Here is a 19,783-nt window from a genome sequence, read left to right on the forward strand (position 1 = left end):
CGTCCCCAAGCGAGGGTGACCTTAACATCATTGTTGATTCGCGGGGATAGGGCGTCGCGCGCTAGGTGAGACCGGCGCGGCGGAAGCCTTCCAGGTAGCGTTCGCGGTCGGTCGCGAGCTTGATCGGCATGAACTCGGCGATCCAGGCGAGCGAGACGTTTGGCTGGGCCCGGCGCAGCTCCTGCAACGCGGAGCGGGCAAGGTCCGCGCGGCCGCCCATGCCGGCCGCCGAGGTCAGCACCCTATGCGCGCCGACGAAATCGCTGCGCTGTCGCAAGGCCTCGTGCGCGAGCCGGATCGCCTCGTCATAATCGCCGCCGAGGAAGCGGGCATAGGCCTTGATGCCGAAATAGACCGGCGCATAGGGGTCGCGCGGGCTGAGACGAATGGCGCGGCGCGCCGCCTCGTCACCGTCCTGCCAGCGGCCGCAATAGCTGAGCGCCAGCCCATGATAGCCCTGGGCCAGCGCGAAGCTCGGATTGAGCCGCAGCGCGGTCTCGAATTCGGCGAGCGAATCCTCGAAATGGCGCGCGAACAGATGGACGTGGCCGAGCGCGTTGTGGGCCCAGGGATCCTCGTCGTCGGCCCGGATCGCGGCGAGTGCGGCGCGCTCGGCGATCGGCATCGCGGTGGCCATGTCCATCCAGCCCATATGGGCTGTGAACATGTAGCTGGTGCCGAGCAGGCCCAGCGCCTTGCCGTAATTCGGGTCGAGTGCGATGGCCTTCTCCAGCAAGGCCTGCGCGACCACATGGTCCTGCCGCGTCACGCGCCAGTAATGCGAGAGCGCCCGCATCACCAGGTCCCACGCATCCATGCTGTCGGGCGGCTTGCGCTGGGCGCGAAAATTTTCCGCAGCGTAGAGCTGCGGCTCGATCGCGGCGACGATGGCTTCGGTGATCTCGTCCTGTACCGCGAACACGTCGGCGAGCTCGCGATCGTAGCGTTCCGCCCAGAGATGGCTGCCGGTCGCGACGTCGTTGAGCTGCGCGGTGATGCGCACCCGGTCGCCGCCCTTGCGCACGCTTCCTTCGACGACGTAACGGACTCCGAGTTCGTTTGCGACCTCCCGCAGATGAACCGTCCGCCCCTTGTAGATGAATGAGGAGTTGCGCGCGATCACGAAGAACCAACGCAGCTTCGACAACGCCGTGATGATGTCCTCGCTTATGCCGTCCGAAAAATATTCCTGCTCCGCATCGCCGCTCATGTTGGTGAAAGGCAGCACGGCGATTGCCGGCCGGTCGGGCAGCGGTTGGGCGGATGGCTGCTTTCGCCCGGCCGGCCCCGTCGACGGATCGGCTTTGCTTGTTTCGACGACGTCACCGATGAAGCGCACACCCTTGCGCGCCACGGTGCGGATCAGCCGTTGCTCCTCGCCGGTGTCGTTGATCGCGCGGCGAGCCGCATTGATGCGGCTTGCGAGCGTGGAGTCGGAGACGACACGCCCGTTCCAGATGGCGTCGAGCAGATTGTCACGCGTTACCACGCGGTCGCGGTTGCAGATCAGATGGGTCAGGAGATCGAATACCTGCGGCTCGAGCGCGACGAGATGACCTCCGCGCCACAATTCGCGGCGCTCGGGATCCAGGGAAAAATCCTCGAACTGAAACGCCACGCCCGGCTCCCGCTCAGAAATCAAGGCGCTCTCAACGTAAAATAATGGCGCTCTCAAAGCCAGTCACGGGCCTGCGCTCTATCGTCCCGGCATCTTCAACCGGAGGAAATCTCCATGTCGACTTCCGCAGCACTCAGCAAGCCCGCCGACGCCCAGCCGGACCTCGCCGCGCTCAAGCAGCGCCAGCACGGCGCCTGGTCGTCCGGCGACTATGCCGTCGTGGGAACCACCTTGCAGATCGTCGGCGAGCAGCTTTGCGAGGCGCTCGACCTGCGCGCCGGCAGCAAAGTGCTCGACGTCGCCGCCGGCAATGGGAATGCCACGCTCGCTGCGGCGCGGCGCTGGTGCGATGTCACCTCGACCGACTACGTGCCGGCGTTGCTCGAGCGCGGCCGCGAGCGCGCAGCGGCCGAGCGCCTCACCGTCTCGTTCCGCGAAGCGGACGCCGAGGCGCTGCCGTTCCCGGACGCCTCCTTCGACGTGGTGCTTTCGACCTTCGGCGTCATGTTCACGCCCAATCAGGACAGGGCGGCCTCCGAGCTTGCGCGAGTGTGCAGGCGCGGCGGCAAGGTCGGGCTCGCCAATTGGACGCCGCAGGGCTTTATCGGCCAGCTCTTCAAGACCCTCGGCAAGCACCTGCCGCCGCCGGCCGGGGTGAAATCGCCGGCGCTATGGGGCACGAAGGCCCGGCTCGAGGAGATGTTCGGCGGCCAGGCTTCGGAGATCGTGGCCGAGCCTCGAATGTTCGTGTTCCGCTACCGCTCGCCCGAGCATTGGCTCGATGTGTTCAAGTCGTTCTACGGACCCATGCTGAAGGCATTCGCCGCACTCGACGACAACGGCCAGGCGGCACTGCGCCGCGATCTCCTGGGCCTCGTCGGTGAGTTCAACCACGCCGATGACGGCACGGTGGTCGTGCACAGCGAATATCTGGAAGTGGTGATCAGCAAGGGCTGAGCTGCCGTGGTCAGGCCGGCGCACGTTCGGCCTGACCACACTAGGATGGCGCGGCCGCGCCGACCGTATCGGCGGAGACGGCTTCCCGGGTGCCGAGCGGCTTGGGCTTGCCGGTCGTCGTATCCCGCAACGTCTGCCGCTCGATCTCCGAGTTCAGCTCGGCTCCGAACATGATGACGATGGCGGACATCCACATCCACATCATCAACCCGATCGCAGCTCCCAGCGAGCCATAGGTGGCGTTGTAATTGGCGAATTCCGACAGATACCACGACAGCAGCGCGGAGCCGGCGATCCACAGGACCGAGGCCGTCAGCGCACCGATGCTCAGCCATTCCCAGCGCGGTGCGTCGCGGCTCGGCGCGAAGCGATAGAGGACGGCGAGCGCGACCAGCAGGATGACGAACAGCAGCGGCCATCGCGCCAGCGCGACGATCAGCTTGCTCTCCGGACCGAGGCCGAGATGGTTCAGTGCGAGGGGGAAGGCGACCACAGCGCCCACCATCAGCAGGAGTGCTACGATGCCGCCGACCGTGAAGGCCAGCGACACCAGATTGAGCCGGATGAAGCTGCGTTTCTCGCGCTCCTCGTAAGCGACGTTGAGCGCGTCGATGATGGATTTGATGCCGGCATTGGCGCTCCAGATCGCCAGCGCCAGGCCAAACAGGAAGGTGGCGCCAAGCGCCGTGTTGCCCTTCGACACCACGCGTCCGATCTGGTCCTCGATGATCTGGAACGTACCCTCGGGCAGCATCATCGCGAGCGTCTGCAGGTTGGCGCTGATCGTCGACGGGTTGGCGAACAGCCCGTAAAAGGAGACGAAGGCGGTGACGGCCGGAAAAATCGCGAGCAGCCCGAAGAAGACCACGCCGCCTGCGGTTGCGAGCAAGCGATCCTCGTCGATGCGCTGGTAGGTGCGCCAGAGAATGTCCTTCCAGCCGGCGAACGGAATCTTGAACGGGCTTTTGGACCGGCGGCCATGGCCGCCCTGCAAAGCGGCGCGACTGGGATTGGCTTCGGGCGAGTTGCCTTCCTTGTTGCGGCGGTCCTCGACGGCGGCGGATCGCGGCGAGACGTAGCCCTGAAAGTACCGTTCCGCCGTCAGCACCAACACCGTCGTGGCGGCCACAAGCAGCCAATCGTCGAACTGCTCGCGCCGCGGCGTCATGATGCATCCAATCGACGGCTCTGGCGCCTCCGGCGCGCCGCCGTCAAACCCAACAGCCCGACGGCTGCGAGCATCAGGCCGAACTGCACCGAGCGGTTGCCGCGGGCCGGCGAACCGCCGTTGCGATGGCCCTTTTCGCCCGGTGCGAGCGGCACCAGGGGAATCGTGGTTGCGACCTCCTTGACGGCCTCCTTGACCGTTCCGCGTGGAATCCGGGGCGTGGCGATCGCGACCCGCAGGCGGCTTGCGAGCGGCACGATGGTTTTGGGCCGACGCTTCATCTGAGCCATTGCGACGCCGGCACAAATCGCCGCCAGCACCAGAAGCAAGGCGCCGACGGCGCCGAATGCCCAGAACATTCCATAGGTGAGCTCGACCCAGCGGAACAGCGCCATCAGTCCGACGAAGAATGCAGCGATGACAAACAGGCCCGCGACGGCAAAGAGGCCGCCGGCGACCGCATAGGACATCGCCTTGCCGGTCGCCTGGCCGGTGCGATCGCGCAGATAGGACCGCGTGGCGCGCTTGAGGTGGTTGAGCTTGAGCGCCACTCCGGCGCGCAGCAATTCGCCCGATGGCGCAAGCATGCGAAACATCCTCCAGCGGCCGCGGCTGATAGCGTTGTTGGTGGATGAACGTGGAGCCGTTTGACTTGTTCCGGCAATTGCCCGGGTCAGCCGAGATCGGCGGCCGCGATCCAGAAAACCTCGCCCTCGGAATCCTCGGTGTCGAGCCAGAGCAGCGGCAGTTCGGGGAACGCCTCATCGATCTGCTCGCGGCCGCGGCCGATCTCGCACAACAATCCGCCCTCGGGCGTAAGGTAGCGAGGTGCGTCCTGCAGGATGCGGCGCACGACATCGAGCCCGTCCGCGCCGCCATCGAAGGCGAGCTTCGGCTCGGCGCGGCATTCCGGCGGCAGGGACGCCATCCCTTCCGCATCGACATAAGGCGGGTTGGAGATGATCAGGTCGTAGCGCGCGTTGCCGAGCGGCGCGAACAGGTCGCCGCGATGGAGCGTGAGGCGATCTTCGAGGCCGTAATCGGCGACATTGCGAGCGGCAACTTCGATCGCCCCTTTGGAGATGTCGACGGCGTCCACCTCGGCATTGGGGAAATGCAGCGCGGCGAGGATCGCAAGGCAGCCGGAGCCGGTGCAGAGATCGAGCACGCGCTCGACGGCCGAGGGATCGTCGATCAGCGAGCCGGCCTCGCCGTCGCCGCCGAGATGCGAATCCAGGAGCTCGCCGATGAAGGAGCGCGGCACGATCACGCGCTCGTCGACGTAGAAGGGCAGGCCGCGCATGTAGATCTTGTTGACGAGATAGGCGGCCGGCTTGCGCGTGGTGACGCGCGCGTTGATTAGCGCAAGGAGGGTCTTGCCTTCGGCGGCGGTGACGCGGGCATTGGCGAAGATCTCGAACTGCTCGGGATTGAGATGCAGCGCCTCGCAAACCAGGAAGGCGGCTTCCGCCACCGGGTCCGTCGTGCCATGCGCGAAGGCAAGCCTGGCTTCGACGAAGCGGCTCACCGCATAGCGCACGAAATCGAGCAGTGTCACGAGTTCGCCGGCGGCGACCTTCGCAAGCCTGGGTGCGGCGCGGCCGCGCGTGGTCTTCTTGGAAGCTTTTGCCATCAGGATTTGGTCCAGCGTGCGGCGGCCTGGTCGTCGCTTGTATTGGCCTCGACCCAGCCGGTGCCGGCTGCGCTTTGTTCCTTCTTCCAGAACGGCGCGCTGGTTTTCAGGTAATCCATCAAAAACTCGGCCGCCTGGAATGCCGCCTGGCGATGCTGCGAGGCAGTCACCACCAGCACGATGTTTGCGCCGGGCGTGATCCGGCCGACGCGATGTATGACGGTGATGCCGTCGAGCGGCCAGCGGGAGATGGCCTCGTCGACGTGGCGTTTGATCTCTTCTTCCGCCATGCCCGGATAATGTTCCAGCGTCAGCGCAGAAATCTTCGTGCTGTCCTCGTCGCCGCGGCAGATGCCGGAGAAGCTCACGACCGCACCGATGTCGGTGCGACCGTTCGTCAGCGCAGCGATCTCGCGCGCGACGTCGAAATCGTCTTGCTGGATGCGGATGGTGACGGTAGCAGACATTCGCGCGACGCTAGCCGCCGGTCATCGGCGGGAAGAAGGCGATCTCGCGGGCGCCGGCGATCGCCGCATTCGGCTTGACGTGCGCGTGGTCGATTGCGGCGCGGATCACCTTCGGCTTCTCGAAGGCATAGGCATAGGCTTCGCTCCGGCCGGAGAGCCAGGCGATCAGCTCCTCGATCGTGCGCACGCTGGCCGGCGGCTCGATCGTCTCCTCGGCCTTGCCGATGCGCTCGCGCACCCAGGCGAAATACTTCACCTTCATCCCTCATCCTCCTTGATGAGGTGATGGATGCCGGCACGGAAATAGTCATAGCCGGTGTACATGGTCAGCAGCGCCGACGCCCACAGCAGGAGCAGGCCGATCTGGGTCACGACCGGCACCACCTGATCGCCGGCCTCGCCCGCGAGCAGGAAGCCGATTGCGACGAGCTGGACCGTCGTCTTCCATTTGGCGAGCTTGGTCACGGGCACGCTGACGCGCAGCGCCGCCAGATATTCGCGCAGGCCCGACACCAGGATCTCGCGGCAGAGGATCACGATGGCGGCCCAGAGCGACCAGCCGTGGATGATGCCGTCGGCCGCCAGCATCAGAAGGCAAGAGGCGACCAGGAGCTTGTCGGCGATCGGGTCGAGCATCCGGCCGAAGGCCGACTGCTGGTTCCAGATCCGCGCGTAATAGCCGTCGAGGTAATCCGTCACCCCCGCCGCGATGAAGATGGCAACCGCCACCCAGCGCAGCCATAGCGGCCCGTCCATGATCGACTGCGCATAGATGCACCCGACCACGACCGGAATCGCGGCGATCCGGCCATAGGTCAGGATGTTCGGGAGGGACATCGCGCGGCTGGTCGTCCCTCGTGTCGTGGCGATGTTCATTGGTTCTACCAATACCGCTGGTGCCTGCAGGTCAACCGTCCCCTCCCCAAATGGGGTGCGGGATGCGACGACCATATGACCCCGTCCCCTTTAGTTCACCCCGGCTGGGGATGGAAATACTCGAAAATCTTGCGGGCGCTTTCCGCGCTCACCCCCGGAACCTTGCCGAGATCGGCGATCGACGCCCGCTCGATCTCCTTCAGGGTTCCGAAATGATGCAGCAAGGCACGTTTGCGTGACGGGCCGATGCCCGGGATCTCCTGCAAACCGGCCTCGCGGATATCCTTCTTGCGCAGCTTGCGGTGCGAACCAATGACGAATCGGTGGGCCTCATCCCGCAGCCGCTGAATGAAATAGAGCACGGGGTCGCGCGGCTCCAGCTTGATGGCCTCGCGGCCGGGCATGAACAGCGTCTCGCGACCGGCATCGCGGTCCGGCCCCTTGGCGACCGACATCAGCGATACCTGGGTCAGACCGAGGCTCTCGAAAATCTCGCGGATAGCGTTCAGCTGGCCGCGGCCGCCATCGATGATCACGAGGTCGGGCCATTGCGGGAAGTCGTCGTCCTTGGTCTTCGCAGTCTCTTCGGGCGGACTGAGCAGCCGCTTGAAGCGGCGCTGCAGGACCTCCCGCATCATCCCATAGTCGTCGCCGGGCGTGAGCCCTTCCGACTTGATGTTGAACTTGCGGTACTGGTTCTTCACGAAGCCGTCGGGCCCCGCGACGATCATGGCGCCGACGGCGTTGGTGCCCTGGATATGGCTGTTGTCGTAGACCTCGATGCGTTTCGGCGGATGGGGCAGGGCAAGGGTCGATGCCATCGCTTCGAGCAGGCGGCCTTGCGTCGCCGTGTCCGCGAGCTTCCGCCCCAGCGCCTCGCGCGCATTGGTCAGCGCGTGGGTGACGAGCTCCTTCTTCTCGCCGCGCTTGGGCGTCGAGACCTCGACCTTGTGGCCGGCCTTGATCGACAGCGCGTTGGCAAGAAGCTCGCTCTCTTCGATCTCATGCGAGAGCAGGACAAGCTTCGGCGGCGGCTTGTCGTCGTAGAACTGCGCAAGGAACGAGCCCAGCACCTCTTCCGGCGTGAACGTCTTCTCCGCGCGGGGGAAATAGGCCCGGTTGCCCCAGTTCTGCCCGGTGCGGAAGAAGAACACCTCGACACAGGAGAAGCCGCCTTCCTGATGGATCGCGAACACGTCGGCTTCTTCCACGGTGCGCGGATTGATGCCTTGCTGCGACTGGATCGCCGACAGCGCGGCGAGGCGGTCGCGATAGAGCGCGGCGCGCTCGAATTCGAGCTCGCCCGAGGCCTTCTCCATCTCGCCCGCCAGCTCCTGCTTCACGGCGTGGCTCTTGCCGGACAGGAAATCGGTCGCTTCGCGCACCAGCGTCGCATAGCCCGGGAAGTCGATCTCGCGGGTGCAGGGACCGGCGCAGCGGCGGATCTGGTGCAACAGGCAGGGCCGGCTGCGGCTTTCGAAAAACGAATCGGTGCAGGAGCGGATCAGGAACGCGCGCTGCAGCGCGGTGATGGTGCGGTTGACGGCGCCCGCGGAGGCGAACGGGCCGAAATAGCGTCCGGGCCGGGTCTGCGCGCCGCGGTGCTTGAGGATCTGCGGCGCCCAATGGTCGCCGGTGATGAGGATGTAGGGAAACGATTTGTCGTCGCGGAGCTGCACGTTGAAGCGCGGCCGGAGCTGCTTGATGAGGTTGGCTTCGAGCAGCAGCGCCTCGGTCTCGGTCGTGGTCGAGACGATCTCGACCGAGACCGTCGCCGCGATCATGCGCAGGATGCGCGCCGGCTGCGGCGCCCCGATGCGCGCGTAGTTGGAAAGGCGCTTTTTGACGTTCTTGGCCTTGCCGACATAGAGCACGTCGTTGTTTGCATTGAGCATGCGGTAGACGCCCGCCGAGGTGGGGGCGAGCCGCACCGCGCGCTCGATGGCGTCATGTCCGGTCGCAAGCGGGCCTTCGCCGACCGCGCCGCTCTCTTCCAGGATGTCCGGCAGCCGCGCCTCGTCCTCGTCGTCGCCGCCACTCGTCGCAGGATCGACGTCGGGCGCGGCCTGCTCCTGCGGCGAGACGTCCGGCAATGTGCCGTGCCGCAGCTTCCGCGCGCGTGCGGTGTCCGGGGTGTCGGAGGAATCGTGGTCCATAATGCGAATTTAGGCGCTGGGCGTGCCGATTTGAAGTTTCACCGGGCCGGCAGAGCGGTCCCTCGCGCGGTGTTCCCGGTAACGCTTCCTTAAGACTGTTAAGCGGGCGGTAACCGCGCTTAACAACCCTTTAACTTAAAACTCTCGATAAATCCTACGCGAAAAGTTCTTGGTTCCGTAACCATGCGGTTTTGCCTTGCGCGGCGGCGCAAGCGGACGGCGATGGCCTTGCGGCAGTTGCGTTGGAGAGTGTGATGAAGGGGCTCGTTTTGGGCGCTGCGGCTCTGGTTGCCGCGGGCTGGAGCGCTTCGGCAGAGGCCGCCGATCTGAATTACGGGCAGCGTGCGCCCTATACCGTCAACCAGCCGCTCAATGCCTATAGCTGGGCCGGGCCGTATCTCGGCGCAAATCTCGGCTACGAATGGGGCTCGGTGAGCAACAATCCCGCCAACCCGGCCGGCTTCGTCGGCGGCATCCAGGCCGGCTACAATTTCCAGAATGGCCCGTGGGTGTTCGGCGTGGAAGGCGATATCCAGGCGACCGGCGCCGACGATACGTTCGCGCCGTGGAAGTTCTCCAATCCCTGGTTCGGCACGGTGCGGGGCCGCGGCGGCTACGCCTTCAACAACATCCTGTTCTACGGCACGGCCGGTCTTGCCTTCGGTGAGCTGCGTGCGGAGACTTTTGGCTGGTCGGAATCGCACACCACGCTGGGCTGGACCGCAGGTGTCGGCGCCGAGTTCGGCATCGCGCAAAACTGGAGCGCCAAGATCGAATATCTCTTCCTCGATCTGTCCTCGAGCCAGTTCGCGATCACCGGCGTATCCAACGGCTATAGCGCCAGCGTCGTGCGCGCAGGCGTGAACTATCACTTCTGATAGCTAAAGAAGAAAATACCGGACCTAAACCTCCCGGCCTCGCGGCCGGGATTTTTTTGCGTCAGTCTTCGCCTAAGAGAGGATCACCAGGTTGACCGCCTTCGGTCCCTTGCCCTTCTTGTCCGGCTCGACTTCGAAAGTGATGCGCTGTCCTTCGGTGAGGTCCTTCAGTCCCGCCCGCTCCACCGCGGTGATGTGAACGAAGACGTCGCGACCGCCATCGTCCGGCTTGATGAAACCGTAACCGCGCTCGCCGTTGAAAAACTTAACCGTGCCCGTCATGGCCATCGGGACTCCTCCCCCGCATTGCTCCTCCGCCGTGATGCAGACACGCATCTCGGCATGACCGGACATACGAGCCCGGGAGCTGGCCACCCTTGGACGGACGTGTCAGTCCGCCTGGATCCTTCTGAGGCCTTCACTCCGCCGCAACCATTCGCGGAAGCGGAACGTAAAGCCAGTCACTGGACACAGCATAATACGGTTCTTTGCAGATTGACTACCGTTCATGCATAGTTTTCCCAATAGGTGTACTACTTTAGGGCTTTGGTACCTCCAGGCGAAAGCGTGCCGCGCCACCCTGGCCGAGCGGCTTTTCAAGCTCCGGCAAGATGGTCTTGAGTTCGCTCTGCAGCGTAAAGGGTGGGTTGACGATCAGAAGCCCTGTCGTGGCGAGTGGTGCCTCGGTACTTTGCGGTGCGACGCTGAATTCGAGCCGCAGGCATTTGCCCTGAGGTTTGGCCGCGGCTGCGGCCTGTGCCACCGCTTGCACGAGCGCATCGGTGGCACGCCTGGACTTGGCGGGATACCAGATCACATAGATGCCGGTCGGCCACTTGGCGAACGCTGCCGAGAAGGCTTCTCCGAGCCTTTCGAATTCGTTCTTGGCCTCGAAGGGCGGGTCGATCAGCACCAGACCGCGCCGCTCTTTCGGCGGCACGAAAGCCGGTAGCGCGATCCAGCCGTCGAGATCGACGACGCGGGCCTGTGTGTCGCGGCGCAGCACATCGATCAGCGCCTTGCGCGCTTTCGGCTCGAGCTCGCAGGCGACGAGACGATCCTGCGGCCGCAACAGTCCACGTGCGATCAGCGGCGATCCGGGATAGGTCTTCAATTCGCCGCGCGGATTGAAGGCGCGGACGATGTCGAGATAGGGCTTTGTGAGAGCGGCGACCTCGTTGGACAGGCGTGCCTGCATGATGCGGGCAATGCCGGTCAGCCATTCGCCGCCGCGCCGTGCCTCGTCGCCCTCGAGGTCGTAGAGGCCGGCGCCGGCATGGGTGTCGATGACGCGGAATGCGGCCGGCTTGTCCTGGAGGTAGGTCAGGATGCGCGCCAGCACGATGTGCTTGATGACGTCGGCAAAGCTGCCGGCATGAAAGGCGTGACGGTAGTTCATCGGAAGATCTGCAGCTCGTTGGAGAGGATGCGCAGCATCTTCTACCCGTCATGGCCGGGCTTGTCCCGGCCATCCACGCGCTTCATCTCGGCGCAAAGCCGGGCATGACGGCAACTTGAGTCCAACTACCCGCCGCGGATCGGCGGCATCGTCACCTGGTCTCGGCGGCAGGCGCGGCGGTCGAGCTCCTCACAGGAGCGGAATTGCAGGTCCTTGTTCAGGCAGATGCGCACCTCCGACAGCCGTGTCCGGTTGCACGTCACCGAAACGGCCGAGCTGCTCAGCCCCGGATTAGCCTTGATGAAGGCCTCCTCGACATCGGCGGGCGCCACGGTCTTGGCCTGCGACAGATCGAGATACTCGGCCGGAATCTTGATGACAGCGCGCGCTTTCCGGATGGTCTCGAAGTAGTTGCGGTCCGACAGCCCCGAGCAGGTGCCGTGCTTGTCCCATTCGTTGAAGATCAGTCCTGGTGCCGGCATCAGGTCGAGCATGGAGGAGACGATGTTGCGGTTCAGCCGCGGCGCCGGCCGCTGGCAATATTCCGGAAAACCGTTCTCATATTGCGGCCACAGCCCGTGCACCACGAAGGCGTAGGGCCGTCCGCCGCACTGGATCTGGGAGCGGCCGCCGCGCTCGGCTGCCTCCTCGCAGAACGACGGCGACCACGACAGCGACAGCACGTAGAAATCGAATTCGCCGGGCGCATTCTGCCGCCTGTCCTGCGCCACCGCGCTGCCTGCGAGCGCAACGAAGCTTGCGGTGAGCGCAAGGGAGATCAGGAAACGGGACAGGGAATGCAATCTGGAATAAAACATGGCGACGCCCTTCAACTAGACTGTGCAAAAGAGCCTAGCAGCCAGCGAGAACATTTCAAGAACAAAATTGGCGCCGCCCGCTTTGGCGCGACGATTCGCCCAGATCAGGGATTTGCCGCCCGGCAGACCGGATTGTAGGCCCAGTTGCGGTCGAGGCCGACCACGCACCATTCGACGCCCTGGCCGAAGCCGGCAAAGCCGCCGTCCTCGATGATCGAGAAATGCACCTTGCGCACCTTGCCGTCGCTGAGCATGGCCTCGCCCGTGCAATAGCGGCGCGGGATGTTGTCGGACTGCCAGGGCCGGAAGGCGGTTTCGTGGATGCCGGCGAAGCCCGTGATCTTCAACGACGAATTCCAGAACGAGCTTTCCTTCTCCCAGAACTGGGTGGCGATCGTCGGCAGCGCCTTGTCGCAATCGGCGACGCGGCCGTCATAGCGCGGCCCATCCAGCCAGAAGTTCAGCTCCAGCGGATTGGCGGCCTTGGCCTCGGTCAGCGACAGCGCCCCCAGAATGAGGCCGAATACCGCGGCAAAGCGGAGCGATTTCAGGGAGGTGGCGAGGTCGCGCATGGGCAATCCAGGAGACATGGTTGCAAGCATCGGACCGTGCCGCGAAGGTGGGGAGAGGTCAAGTGCAGCGCGGCAACACTCGGCGACGAGTTGCACGCAACCTCGTGTCCGGCGGGCGTTCCGTTCTTTTCAGCGCGTCCGCGGCACCGTAAAATGACGCCAGCCAAACGGAGTGACGGGAATGCGAATCATTGCGGCCGCGAGCCTTCTTGCCAGCCTGGTTGTCTCGGGATTGCTGGCGGGCGCGCCCGCGCGCGCCGACATCCTTCCGGTGCCGCCGTTCAAGGGCAACGACACCGGCGGCATCATCGCCTATTCGATGGCGACGCAGGTCGATGCGCGGCAGATCGCAGTCGACCACTGCGCCCGTTACGGCAAGGTGGTGAAATTCCTCGCCGTGCAGCCTTATGACGGCGGCTACATTTCCTTCGCCTGCCGTTGGGTGCCGTATGGCGCAGCCGAACAGCCGCTGCGCACGCTATACTGATCCATTAGACCGCAAGCGACGATCGGGAGCGTGGCGCATGACGCGACAGCCTGTAGTTTTCTGCGCGAGCCTCCTCGCGCTCGCGATGTCGGCGACGACGGCTGCACATGCGGTGGATCTGCCGGTGCGCAAGGCCGGCCTCTGGGAGATGAAGATGCTCCGGTCCGGCGGGGCGATGCCGGAAATGACCATGCAGCACTGCACCGACGAGAACGTCGACAAGGAGATGAACAACAACGTCTCCCCGATGGCCAAGCAGATCTGCGCCAAGCAGGACATCCAGAAGACCGCGACCGGCTATGTCAGCGATTCCGTCTGTAACGTCGCCGGCACCACCACGACCTCGCATGCCGAGATTACCGGCGACTTCAACACCGCCTACACGGTGAAGAGCACCGCGCACATCCAGGGCGGCGTTGCCGGCGCTGCGGGGCGAGACGCGACCACGACGATCGAGGCCAAATGGCTCGGCCCGTGCAAGGCGGACCAGAAGCCCGGCGACATCGTGATGCCCGGCGGCTTCAAGATGAACGTCAAGGACGCCGCGAAGCTGAAGGACCTGCTGCCGAAGTAGGTTGGTGGCCGCAGCGCAGCCGGTGTCTTCGCTCGCGCTGAGAGGATTGGGGTGTGGGGCTGCTTCCGCATTCACGGACAGAGTTGGACTCGCGGCGCGTCCCCGTCACCCGAATTCGATCTGCGATCGAACATAGCCGAAGCTCTGCTTCGGCGTCTCTTACGAACGGCCGCCGAAGGCGGCCTATGCTCTCCCCGCGAGCGGGGCGAGGTAAGAAAGGCTACACCGGTATCCTCACGCTCGCCCGCAAGCCTCCCATCGGACTGTCGCCGAGCGTGATGTCGCCGCCATGCGAGCGCGCGATGTCGCGGGCGATCGCCAGCCCCAGGCCGGTGCCGCCTTCGTCCTGGTTGCGGGCGTTGTCCAGTCGCAGAAACGGCTTGAACACCTCCTCGCGCAGATGCGTGGGGATGCCGGGCCCGTCGTCGTCGATGGTGACGGTGAGATAGCGGTGATCGCGCTGGCCGGTGATGGCGATCGTCTTGCCGTAGCGTGCCGCGTTGGTGACGAGGTTGGCGAGACAGCGTTTGAACGAGGCCGGCTTCACCGTCACCACGGGCAGGCCGTTGAATGCGACAGTCGCGGTGTGGCCGTGGCGCTCGGCATCGCTGCGCAATTCCTCGAGCGCCTGCGCCATGTCGGTCGGCTGCGACTGTTCGCCGGAATCGCCGCGCGCGAAGGCGAGGTAGTCCTCCAGCATCATCGACATCTCGTCGACGTCCTTGCGCATGCCCTCGAGTTCGGGATTGTCGCCGATCAACGCCAGCTCGAGCTTGAAGCGGGTCAGGATGGTGCGCAGATCGTGGCTGACGCCGGCCAGCATCGCGGTGCGCTGCTCGATCGAGCGCTCGACGCGCGATTTCATCTCCAGGAACGCCATTGCGGCGCGCCGCACTTCCCGCGCGCCGCGCGGGCGGAAGTTGGGCGCATCGCGGCCCTTGCCGAAGCTTTCCGCAGCGTCGGCGAGCTTCAGGATCGGTTTGATCTGGTTGCGCAGGAACAAGACCGCGACGATCAGCAGGATCGACGAGGTGCCGACCATCCAGAACAGGAAGATCTCCGAATTCGAAGCATAGGCTGCGCTGCGCTGCGCGAATACGCGCATGATGGCGTCGTCGAGCTGAATGCGGATCTCGACGACGTTGGAGCGGCCGACCGTGTCGATCCAGAACGGGCGCCCGATCTGGCGGCCGAGCTGCACCGAGAGCGTCTGGTCGAGCAGCGAGAAGAACGGCTTCGGCCCTGGCTGCGGCATGTCGCCGGCGGGCAGGAAGTCCACCACGAGGCCGAGGCGCTGCTGGGCGATGCGCCTGATCTGGTCGCGATCCTTGTCCTGCGGATAGCCCTTGTAGACGTCGATCAGCGCGGCGATGTCCTGCACCACCGCGGCCGACAATCTTCGCGTCACCGTGTTCCAGTGCCGCTCCATGAACACGAAGGCGACGACCGATTGCAGCACCACCATCGGCACGATCATGATCAGGAGCGCGCGGGCATAGAGGCCGGTCGGCATCCACCCCTTGAACGCATTGCCCATCCAGCCATTGGCCGCGGAGACGCGGTCGGCGGCGCTCCTCAGCAGCGTCAGGCCGGTGTCGATCGTGCTCATCGGTCGCGCTTCACTGCTGCTTACGGCGAGGCTACCAGCCGGTAGCCGATGCCGCGTACCGCCTGGAGGAACAGGGGATTGGCGGGGTCATTCTCGATCTTGCGGCGCAGGCGGTTGATCTGCACGTCGACGGCGCGCTCGTTGACGCTGCCGTTGCCGGTCAGCGCGGCGCGCGGCACCGTCTCGCCCTGACTGTCTGCCAGGATGCGCAGCATCTCGCGCTCGCGGTCGGTCAGGTGGATGACCTCCTCGCCCTGGCGCAATTCGCCGCGATCGAGATGAAACACGTAAGGGCCGAACGCGATCTTCTCGATCGTGGTGACCTGCGGCGGGGCGGTACGCTTGAGGATGTTGTTGATGCGCAGCGCAAGCTCGCGCGGCTCGAACGGCTTCGCCACATAGTCGTCGGCGCCGATCTGCAGGCCCTCGATACGGGCTTCCGCCTCGTGGCGGGCCGTCAGCATCACGATCGGCACCGAGGATGATGTCCGGATGAAGCGGGCGAGGTCGAAGCCGGTCTCGCCGGGCATCATGACGTCGAGGATCAGCAGATCGAAATGCAGGCCCATGAGCTTGGCGCGGGCATCGCCGGCGCTGGCTGCGGTCGAGACGCGGTAGCCTTCGGCGGCGAGAAAGCGCGACAGAAGATCGCGGATGCGGCGGTCGTCGTCGACGAGGAGGATATGAGGGGCGTCGTCGGCGGGCTCCACCGGCGGACGGGCGAGCGTGGCAGCGAGCGGCACGGTCACTCCTTTGTGGCTTGGTTGACGGTGGCGAAGATCGTCTCCAGCACCTTGTCGGGATCCTCGCGGTCGATCATGGCGCGCAGGAAGCGTTTCACGGTCTCGGCGTCCTGCGGGCCGATCTCGGCGAGCGCCCGGTTGATTCGCGTAGTCTGGAGCCCGGCGAGCTTCTGCACCAGCGTCTCGCCCTTCGGTGTCGCATAGAGCAGGCGCTGACGGCGGTCGTTATCGCCGGTCTTCTGCACGATGTAGCCCTCATCGAGCAACTGCTTGAGCACGCGCCCGAGCGACTGCTTGGTGATGCGCAGGACATCCAGGAGATCGGCGACCTTGAGGCCGGGATAGCGGTAGACGAAATGCATGACGCGGTGATGGGCCCGGCCGAAGCCGAACGCCTCCAGCTCCTGGTCGGGATCGCCGACGAAATCGCGATAGGCGAAGAACAGGAGCTCGATGATATCCCAGCGCAAATTGCCCGCATCGCTGGCCGCCGGCTTGGTTTCGGCAGCGTCGGGGGAGGGGCTCGCTAAATTTATGTCAGGCATATTGACGTATCTTTGGTTCAATGTTACAAAACGATCGATCCGGACGAAATTTTAGATCACTTCGTTCGGGATGACGTTATCCAAAGCGGCCGGGGGAGTGCCGGACAGGCAGCGCCGACCGGACCAGAACTACCGTGCGATTGTCGAGCGGCATATCGGCAAAACATACTGGACTTCCGTCCTCCGCAAAAGCATGTCCTGTCGCGACATGCTGGCCACGGGAAACCGGCCGTAACAAGGCTGGTCACGGTCGGGGTCCAGACCTGGTTAGTTTATCAAGCCCGAAAGAGGCAGGCCGGCGCAATTCCGTGCGCCGATTGCGACAGCGGGAGGCAAGGGAAAAATGAGTCTGAAATTCGAAATCCAGCCTGCCACCAATGCGACCTCCGAGACGGAGCGCACGGCAAAGCTTGCCAACCCTGGCTTTGGCCGGGTCTTCACCGACCACATGGCCGTGGTTCGCTACAGCCAGGCCCAGGGCGGTTGGCATGGCGCGCGCGTCGAAGCCCGCAGCAATTTCCAGCTCGATCCGGCCGGCGCCGTGCTGCACTACGCCCAGGAGATCTTCGAGGGCCTGAAGGCCTACAAGCGCGACGACGGCGGCGTGAACCTGTTCCGCCCCGATGCCAACGCGCGACGCTTCAAGAGTTCCGCCGAGCGCATGGCGATGGCGCCGTTGCCCGAGGACGTCTTCATCGAGGCGGTCGAGCAGCTCGTGCGGATCGACCGCAGCTGGATTCCAGGCGGCGAGGGCAGCCTTTACTTGCGGCCCTTCATGATCGCCAATGAGATATTCCTCGGCGTGAAGCCGTCGGCGGAATACATCTTTGCCGTCATCGCCTCGCCGGTCGGCTCCTACTTCAAGGGCGGCCCTGCGCCGGTCTCGATCTGGGTGTCGGAGAACTACACGCGCGCGGCGGTCGGCGGCACCGGCGCCGTGAAATGCGGCGGCAACTACGCCGCAAGCCTGCGTGCGCAGGCCGAGGCCATCGAGCGCGGCTGCGATCAGGTCGTGTTCCTCGATGCGGTCGAGCGCCGCTATGTCGAAGAGCTCGGCGGCATGAACATCTTCTTCGTGTTCGACGACGGCTCGCTGGTCACCCCGCCGCTCGGCACCATTTTGCCGGGCATCACCCGCGACTCCATCATCGCGCTCGCCAAGGACGCTGGCACGGTGGTGCGCGAGGAGCCCTACGCGATCGACCAGTGGCGCAAGGATGCGGCCAGCGGCAGGCTGAAGGAAGCCTTCGCCTGCGGCACGGCGGCCGTCATCTCGCCGATCGGCAAGGTGTGCTCGGCGAGCGGCGACTTCCTGATCAGCGGCGGCGCAGCCGGCCCGGTCGCCATGGGGCTGCGCAAGCAGCTCGTCGACATCCAGTACGGCCGGACCAACGACCCGCACGACTGGATCCGCAAGGTCTTTTGATCGCCGGCGGCAGGCTATCTTCCCTTCTCCCCTTGTGGGAGAAGGTGGCGCGAAGCGCCGGATGAGGGGTTCTATCCGCGCTTAGAGGTGTAAAGCTAAGCGCGCGGATAGAACCCCTCACCCGGCTTCGCTAAAGCGAAGCCACCCTCTCCCACAGGGGGAGAGGGTATACCGCCCGGGTTCCCGCGGCGTACATCGGATGCCACGCCGCCATGAAGGAAAAACCCAAAAAACCCCAGAAACTGAAGGCGCGCCTGCCGCGCGGGCTGGAGGATCGCGATCCCGCCGCGATCAAGGCCACGCGCCAGATGGTCGAGAAGATCCGCGCCGTCTACGAGCTCTATGGTTTCGAGCCGGTGGAAACGCCGGCCATGGAGTATACCGACGCGCTCGGAAAATTCCTGCCGGACCAGGACCGCCCGAACGAGGGCGTGTTCTCGTTCCAGGACGATGACGAGCAGTGGATCTCTTTGCGCTACGACCTGACCGCGCCGCTCGCGCGTTACGTCGCCGAGAACTTCGACACGCTGCCAAAACCCTATCGCAGCTACCGCGCCGGCTACGTCTTCCGCAACGAGAAGCCTGGCCCCGGCCGCTTCCGCCAGTTCATGCAATTCGACGCGGATACGGTCGGCGCCCCCACACCGGCCGCAGATGCCGAAATGTGCATGATGGCGGCTGATACAATGGAAGCGCTTGGTATCGAGCGCGGTTCCTACGTAGTGAAGGTGAACAACCGCAAGGTGCTCGATGGGGTGCTGGATGTTGTCGGCCTTGGAGGCGTGGAGAATGCTGGCAAGCGCCTTATCGTCCTGAGAGCGATCGACAAGCTGGATCGCTTGGGTGTTGAGGGCGTCAAGCAACTGTTGGGGAGCGGTCGCAAGGACGAAAGCGGAGATTACACGAAGGGCGCTGAGTTGCTGCCCGAGCAGGTCTCTCGACTAGTCGAGTTTATCGACATGGCTGTTAAGACTTCGAATGATCTAGCTTCCGGGAAGGGGAGTGAATTCTTAGCCCCACAGAATATTGATCAAGATGCGTTTTTGATTCCAGACCAAGGATCATTTTACGCCGGATCACCGATCTGCATGGAGGGGTGGGACGAACTTGAATACATGCGAACTCTATTTCGCAAGTCGGGCTATGGCGTTGATCAGATCCGCATCGACCCCTCCGTCGTCCGCGGCCTCGAATACTACACCGGCCCCGTCTACGAGGTCGAACTCCTGCTCGACACCAAGGACGAGAAGGGCCGTCCGGTTCGCTTCGGCTCGGTCGGCGGCGGCGGCCGTTATGACGGCCTCGTCTCGCGCTTCCGCGGTGAGCCGGTGCCGGCGACCGGTTTCTCGATCGGCGTATCGCGGCTCCAGGCTGCGCTGACGCTGCTCGGCAAGCTCGACACGCGTCCCGAATTCGGACCCGTCGTCGTCACCGTGTTCGACCGTGACCGCGTCGCCGACTATCAGAAAATGGTCAGCGCCTTGCGCACTGCGGGCATCCGCGCCGAGCTTTATCTCGGCAATCCCAAGAACATGGGCAACCAGCTCAAATATGCCGATCGCCGCAATTCGCCTTGCGTGATCATCCAGGGCTCGGATGAAAAGGCGCGCGGCGAGGTGCAGATCAAGGATCTGATCGAAGGCGCCAAGGCCGCGGCTGCGATCGCCTCCAACCAGGAATGGCGCGAAACGCGCCCGGCTCAATTTTCGTGCAGCGAGGCTGACCTCGTCGCGAAGGTGCGCGAGGTGCTCGCGCGCCATGACGTGAGCTGGGGTTAGCTATTCATTCCAATCGTCATGCGCGGGCTTGACCCGCGCATCCATCTTTCAAATGATGGATCGCCGGGTCAAGTCCGGC

At 64.6% G+C, this 19,783-nt stretch carries 21 protein-coding genes; 6 read left to right on the forward strand and 15 right to left on the reverse strand.

Annotation, left to right across the window (positions count from 1 at the left end; genetic code table 11):
• Nucleotides 1-61: 61 nt before the first annotated feature.
• On the reverse strand, nt 62-1,618 hold the full coding sequence (locus ACV1FX_RS11770; RefSeq protein ID WP_473117723.1) for a winged helix-turn-helix domain-containing protein: 1,557 nt from the start codon (nt 1,616-1,618) through the stop codon (nt 62-64).
• A 114-nt stretch (nt 1,619-1,732) separates the two neighbouring features.
• On the opposite strand from ACV1FX_RS11770, the gene ACV1FX_RS11775 reads away from it, so the two are divergent.
• A complete protein-coding gene (locus tag ACV1FX_RS11775; protein WP_473117724.1) occupies nt 1,733-2,575 on the forward strand; it encodes a class I SAM-dependent methyltransferase in 843 nt (280 codons plus the stop codon).
• Nucleotides 2,576-2,615: 40 nt separating this feature from the next.
• On the opposite strand, the gene ACV1FX_RS11780 is transcribed toward ACV1FX_RS11775, so the two are convergent.
• The 7 genes from ACV1FX_RS11780 to uvrC all read right to left on the reverse strand — a co-directional run bounded on the left by ACV1FX_RS11780 (nt 2,616) and on the right by uvrC (nt 8,875).
• Nucleotides 2,616-3,743 carry a YihY/virulence factor BrkB family protein gene (locus tag ACV1FX_RS11780; RefSeq protein WP_473117725.1) on the reverse strand — a complete coding sequence of 376 codons (1,128 nt, stop codon included), beginning with the start codon at nt 3,741-3,743 and terminating at the stop codon, nt 2,616-2,618.
• Entirely contained in the window at nt 3,740-4,330 is a 591-nt protein-coding gene (locus ACV1FX_RS11785) for a phage holin family protein (RefSeq protein WP_473117726.1), read from the reverse strand. The genes ACV1FX_RS11780 and ACV1FX_RS11785 overlap by 4 nt, the downstream gene beginning before the upstream one ends.
• An 86-nt stretch (nt 4,331-4,416) precedes the next feature.
• A complete protein-coding gene (gene prmB, locus ACV1FX_RS11790; protein ID WP_473117727.1) occupies nt 4,417-5,376 on the reverse strand; it encodes a 50S ribosomal protein L3 N(5)-glutamine methyltransferase in 960 nt (319 codons plus the stop codon).
• Nucleotides 5,376-5,843 (reverse strand): molybdenum cofactor biosynthesis protein MoaE, encoded by a 468-nt coding sequence (locus tag ACV1FX_RS11795; RefSeq protein WP_473117728.1) that lies wholly within the window; start codon nt 5,841-5,843, stop codon nt 5,376-5,378. The genes prmB and ACV1FX_RS11795 overlap by 1 nt, the downstream gene beginning before the upstream one ends.
• Nucleotides 5,844-5,853: 10 nt before the next feature.
• The gene (gene moaD / locus ACV1FX_RS11800; protein WP_027523064.1) at nt 5,854-6,105 is read right to left on the reverse strand and encodes a molybdopterin converting factor subunit 1; all 252 of its coding nucleotides are present in this window, start codon (nt 6,103-6,105) and stop codon (nt 5,854-5,856) included.
• Complete coding sequence (pgsA, locus tag ACV1FX_RS11805) at nt 6,102-6,719, reverse strand: CDP-diacylglycerol--glycerol-3-phosphate 3-phosphatidyltransferase (protein WP_473117729.1); 618 nt, start codon at nt 6,717-6,719, stop codon at nt 6,102-6,104. The genes moaD and pgsA overlap by 4 nt, the downstream gene beginning before the upstream one ends.
• 95 nt (nt 6,720-6,814) lie before the next feature.
• Nucleotides 6,815-8,875: an excinuclease ABC subunit UvrC gene (gene uvrC / locus ACV1FX_RS11810; protein WP_473117730.1), complete on the reverse strand. Its 2,061-nt coding sequence runs from the start codon at nt 8,873-8,875 to the stop codon at nt 6,815-6,817.
• A 254-nt stretch (nt 8,876-9,129) separates the two neighbouring features.
• On the opposite strand from uvrC, the gene ACV1FX_RS11815 reads away from it, so the two are divergent.
• Nucleotides 9,130-9,753: an outer membrane protein gene (locus tag ACV1FX_RS11815; protein WP_473117731.1), complete on the forward strand. Its 624-nt coding sequence runs from the start codon at nt 9,130-9,132 to the stop codon at nt 9,751-9,753.
• A gap of 72 nt (nt 9,754-9,825) precedes the next feature.
• On the opposite strand, the gene ACV1FX_RS11820 is transcribed toward ACV1FX_RS11815, so the two are convergent.
• The 4 genes from ACV1FX_RS11820 to ACV1FX_RS11835 form a co-directional block, all read right to left on the reverse strand.
• Nucleotides 9,826-10,041, reverse strand: coding sequence for a cold-shock protein (locus ACV1FX_RS11820; protein WP_027523068.1), 216 nt, complete (start codon nt 10,039-10,041; stop codon nt 9,826-9,828).
• A gap of 250 nt (nt 10,042-10,291) precedes the next feature.
• Complete coding sequence (locus ACV1FX_RS11825; RefSeq protein WP_473117732.1) at nt 10,292-11,152, reverse strand: 23S rRNA (adenine(2030)-N(6))-methyltransferase RlmJ; 861 nt, start codon at nt 11,150-11,152, stop codon at nt 10,292-10,294.
• Nucleotides 11,153-11,277: 125 nt separating this feature from the next.
• Nucleotides 11,278-11,970, reverse strand: coding sequence for a ribonuclease T2 family protein (locus ACV1FX_RS11830; RefSeq protein WP_473117733.1), 693 nt, complete (start codon nt 11,968-11,970; stop codon nt 11,278-11,280).
• Nucleotides 11,971-12,074: 104 nt separating this feature from the next.
• Entirely contained in the window at nt 12,075-12,542 is a 468-nt protein-coding gene (locus ACV1FX_RS11835; protein WP_473117734.1) for a hypothetical protein, read from the reverse strand.
• 181 nt (nt 12,543-12,723) lie between these two features.
• Here ACV1FX_RS11835 and ACV1FX_RS11840 point away from each other — a divergent pair, with 181 nt between their 5' ends.
• Both ACV1FX_RS11840 and ACV1FX_RS11845 read left to right on the forward strand, forming a co-directional pair.
• Complete coding sequence (locus tag ACV1FX_RS11840; protein ID WP_473117735.1) at nt 12,724-13,029, forward strand: hypothetical protein; 306 nt, start codon at nt 12,724-12,726, stop codon at nt 13,027-13,029.
• Nucleotides 13,030-13,066: 37 nt separating this feature from the next.
• Nucleotides 13,067-13,603 carry a DUF3617 domain-containing protein gene (locus ACV1FX_RS11845; RefSeq protein WP_473117736.1) on the forward strand — a complete coding sequence of 179 codons (537 nt, stop codon included), beginning with the start codon at nt 13,067-13,069 and terminating at the stop codon, nt 13,601-13,603.
• A 220-nt stretch (nt 13,604-13,823) separates the two neighbouring features.
• Here the strand turns inward: ACV1FX_RS11845 and ACV1FX_RS11850 are convergent, their stop codons facing one another.
• The 3 genes from ACV1FX_RS11850 to ACV1FX_RS11860 are packed head-to-tail and all read right to left on the reverse strand — an operon-like array spanning nt 13,824 to nt 16,500.
• Nucleotides 13,824-15,212, reverse strand: coding sequence for an ATP-binding protein (locus tag ACV1FX_RS11850; RefSeq protein WP_473117737.1), 1,389 nt, complete (start codon nt 15,210-15,212; stop codon nt 13,824-13,826).
• 20 nt (nt 15,213-15,232) lie between these two features.
• Entirely contained in the window at nt 15,233-15,961 is a 729-nt protein-coding gene (locus tag ACV1FX_RS11855) for a response regulator (protein ID WP_254110903.1), read from the reverse strand.
• Nucleotides 15,958-16,500 carry a MarR family winged helix-turn-helix transcriptional regulator gene (locus ACV1FX_RS11860; RefSeq protein WP_473117738.1) on the reverse strand — a complete coding sequence of 181 codons (543 nt, stop codon included), beginning with the start codon at nt 16,498-16,500 and terminating at the stop codon, nt 15,958-15,960. The genes ACV1FX_RS11855 and ACV1FX_RS11860 overlap by 4 nt, the downstream gene beginning before the upstream one ends.
• Before the next feature lie 343 nt (nt 16,501-16,843).
• Between ACV1FX_RS11860 and ACV1FX_RS11865 the strand changes: the two genes are divergently transcribed.
• Complete coding sequence (locus ACV1FX_RS11865) at nt 16,844-17,926, forward strand: branched-chain amino acid aminotransferase (RefSeq protein ID WP_473117739.1); 1,083 nt, start codon at nt 16,844-16,846, stop codon at nt 17,924-17,926.
• Nucleotides 17,927-18,138: 212 nt separating this feature from the next.
• Nucleotides 18,139-19,704, forward strand: coding sequence for a histidine--tRNA ligase (hisS, locus tag ACV1FX_RS11870; RefSeq protein ID WP_473117740.1), 1,566 nt, complete (start codon nt 18,139-18,141; stop codon nt 19,702-19,704).
• Nucleotides 19,705-19,783: the final 79 nt, after the last annotated feature.

The organism is Bradyrhizobium ingae (genome assembly GCF_055791185.1).

Bases quoted from the DNA above. Each gene is read 5' to 3' on its own strand.
- ACV1FX_RS11845 (WP_473117736.1), top strand. From the start codon at position 13,067: ATGACGCGACAGCCTGTAGTTTTCTGCGCGAGCCTCCTCGCGCTCGCG.
- ACV1FX_RS11815 (WP_473117731.1), top strand. From the start codon at position 9,130: ATGAAGGGGCTCGTTTTGGGCGCTGCGGCTCTGGTTGCCGCGGGCTGG.
- ACV1FX_RS11820 (WP_027523068.1), bottom strand. From the start codon at position 10,041: ATGGCCATGACGGGCACGGTTAAGTTTTTCAACGGCGAGCGCGGTTAC.
- ACV1FX_RS11860 (WP_473117738.1), bottom strand. From the start codon at position 16,500: ATGCCTGACATAAATTTAGCGAGCCCCTCCCCCGACGCTGCCGAAACC.
- ACV1FX_RS11785 (WP_473117726.1), bottom strand. From the start codon at position 4,330: ATGCTTGCGCCATCGGGCGAATTGCTGCGCGCCGGAGTGGCGCTCAAG.
- prmB (WP_473117727.1), bottom strand. From the start codon at position 5,376: ATGGCAAAAGCTTCCAAGAAGACCACGCGCGGCCGCGCCGCACCCAGG.
- ACV1FX_RS11840 (WP_473117735.1), top strand. From the start codon at position 12,724: ATGCGAATCATTGCGGCCGCGAGCCTTCTTGCCAGCCTGGTTGTCTCG.
- uvrC (WP_473117730.1), bottom strand. From the start codon at position 8,875: ATGGACCACGATTCCTCCGACACCCCGGACACCGCACGCGCGCGGAAG.
- ACV1FX_RS11865 (WP_473117739.1), top strand. From the start codon at position 16,844: ATGAGTCTGAAATTCGAAATCCAGCCTGCCACCAATGCGACCTCCGAG.
- ACV1FX_RS11775 (WP_473117724.1), top strand. From the start codon at position 1,733: ATGTCGACTTCCGCAGCACTCAGCAAGCCCGCCGACGCCCAGCCGGAC.
- ACV1FX_RS11825 (WP_473117732.1), bottom strand. From the start codon at position 11,152: ATGAACTACCGTCACGCCTTTCATGCCGGCAGCTTTGCCGACGTCATC.
- ACV1FX_RS11835 (WP_473117734.1), bottom strand. From the start codon at position 12,542: ATGCGCGACCTCGCCACCTCCCTGAAATCGCTCCGCTTTGCCGCGGTA.
- pgsA (WP_473117729.1), bottom strand. From the start codon at position 6,719: ATGAACATCGCCACGACACGAGGGACGACCAGCCGCGCGATGTCCCTC.
- ACV1FX_RS11795 (WP_473117728.1), bottom strand. From the start codon at position 5,843: ATGTCTGCTACCGTCACCATCCGCATCCAGCAAGACGATTTCGACGTC.
- ACV1FX_RS11830 (WP_473117733.1), bottom strand. From the start codon at position 11,970: ATGTTTTATTCCAGATTGCATTCCCTGTCCCGTTTCCTGATCTCCCTT.
- moaD (WP_027523064.1), bottom strand. From the start codon at position 6,105: ATGAAGGTGAAGTATTTCGCCTGGGTGCGCGAGCGCATCGGCAAGGCC.
- hisS (WP_473117740.1), top strand. From the start codon at position 18,139: ATGAAGGAAAAACCCAAAAAACCCCAGAAACTGAAGGCGCGCCTGCCG.
- ACV1FX_RS11850 (WP_473117737.1), bottom strand. From the start codon at position 15,212: ATGAGCACGATCGACACCGGCCTGACGCTGCTGAGGAGCGCCGCCGAC.
- ACV1FX_RS11780 (WP_473117725.1), bottom strand. From the start codon at position 3,743: ATGACGCCGCGGCGCGAGCAGTTCGACGATTGGCTGCTTGTGGCCGCC.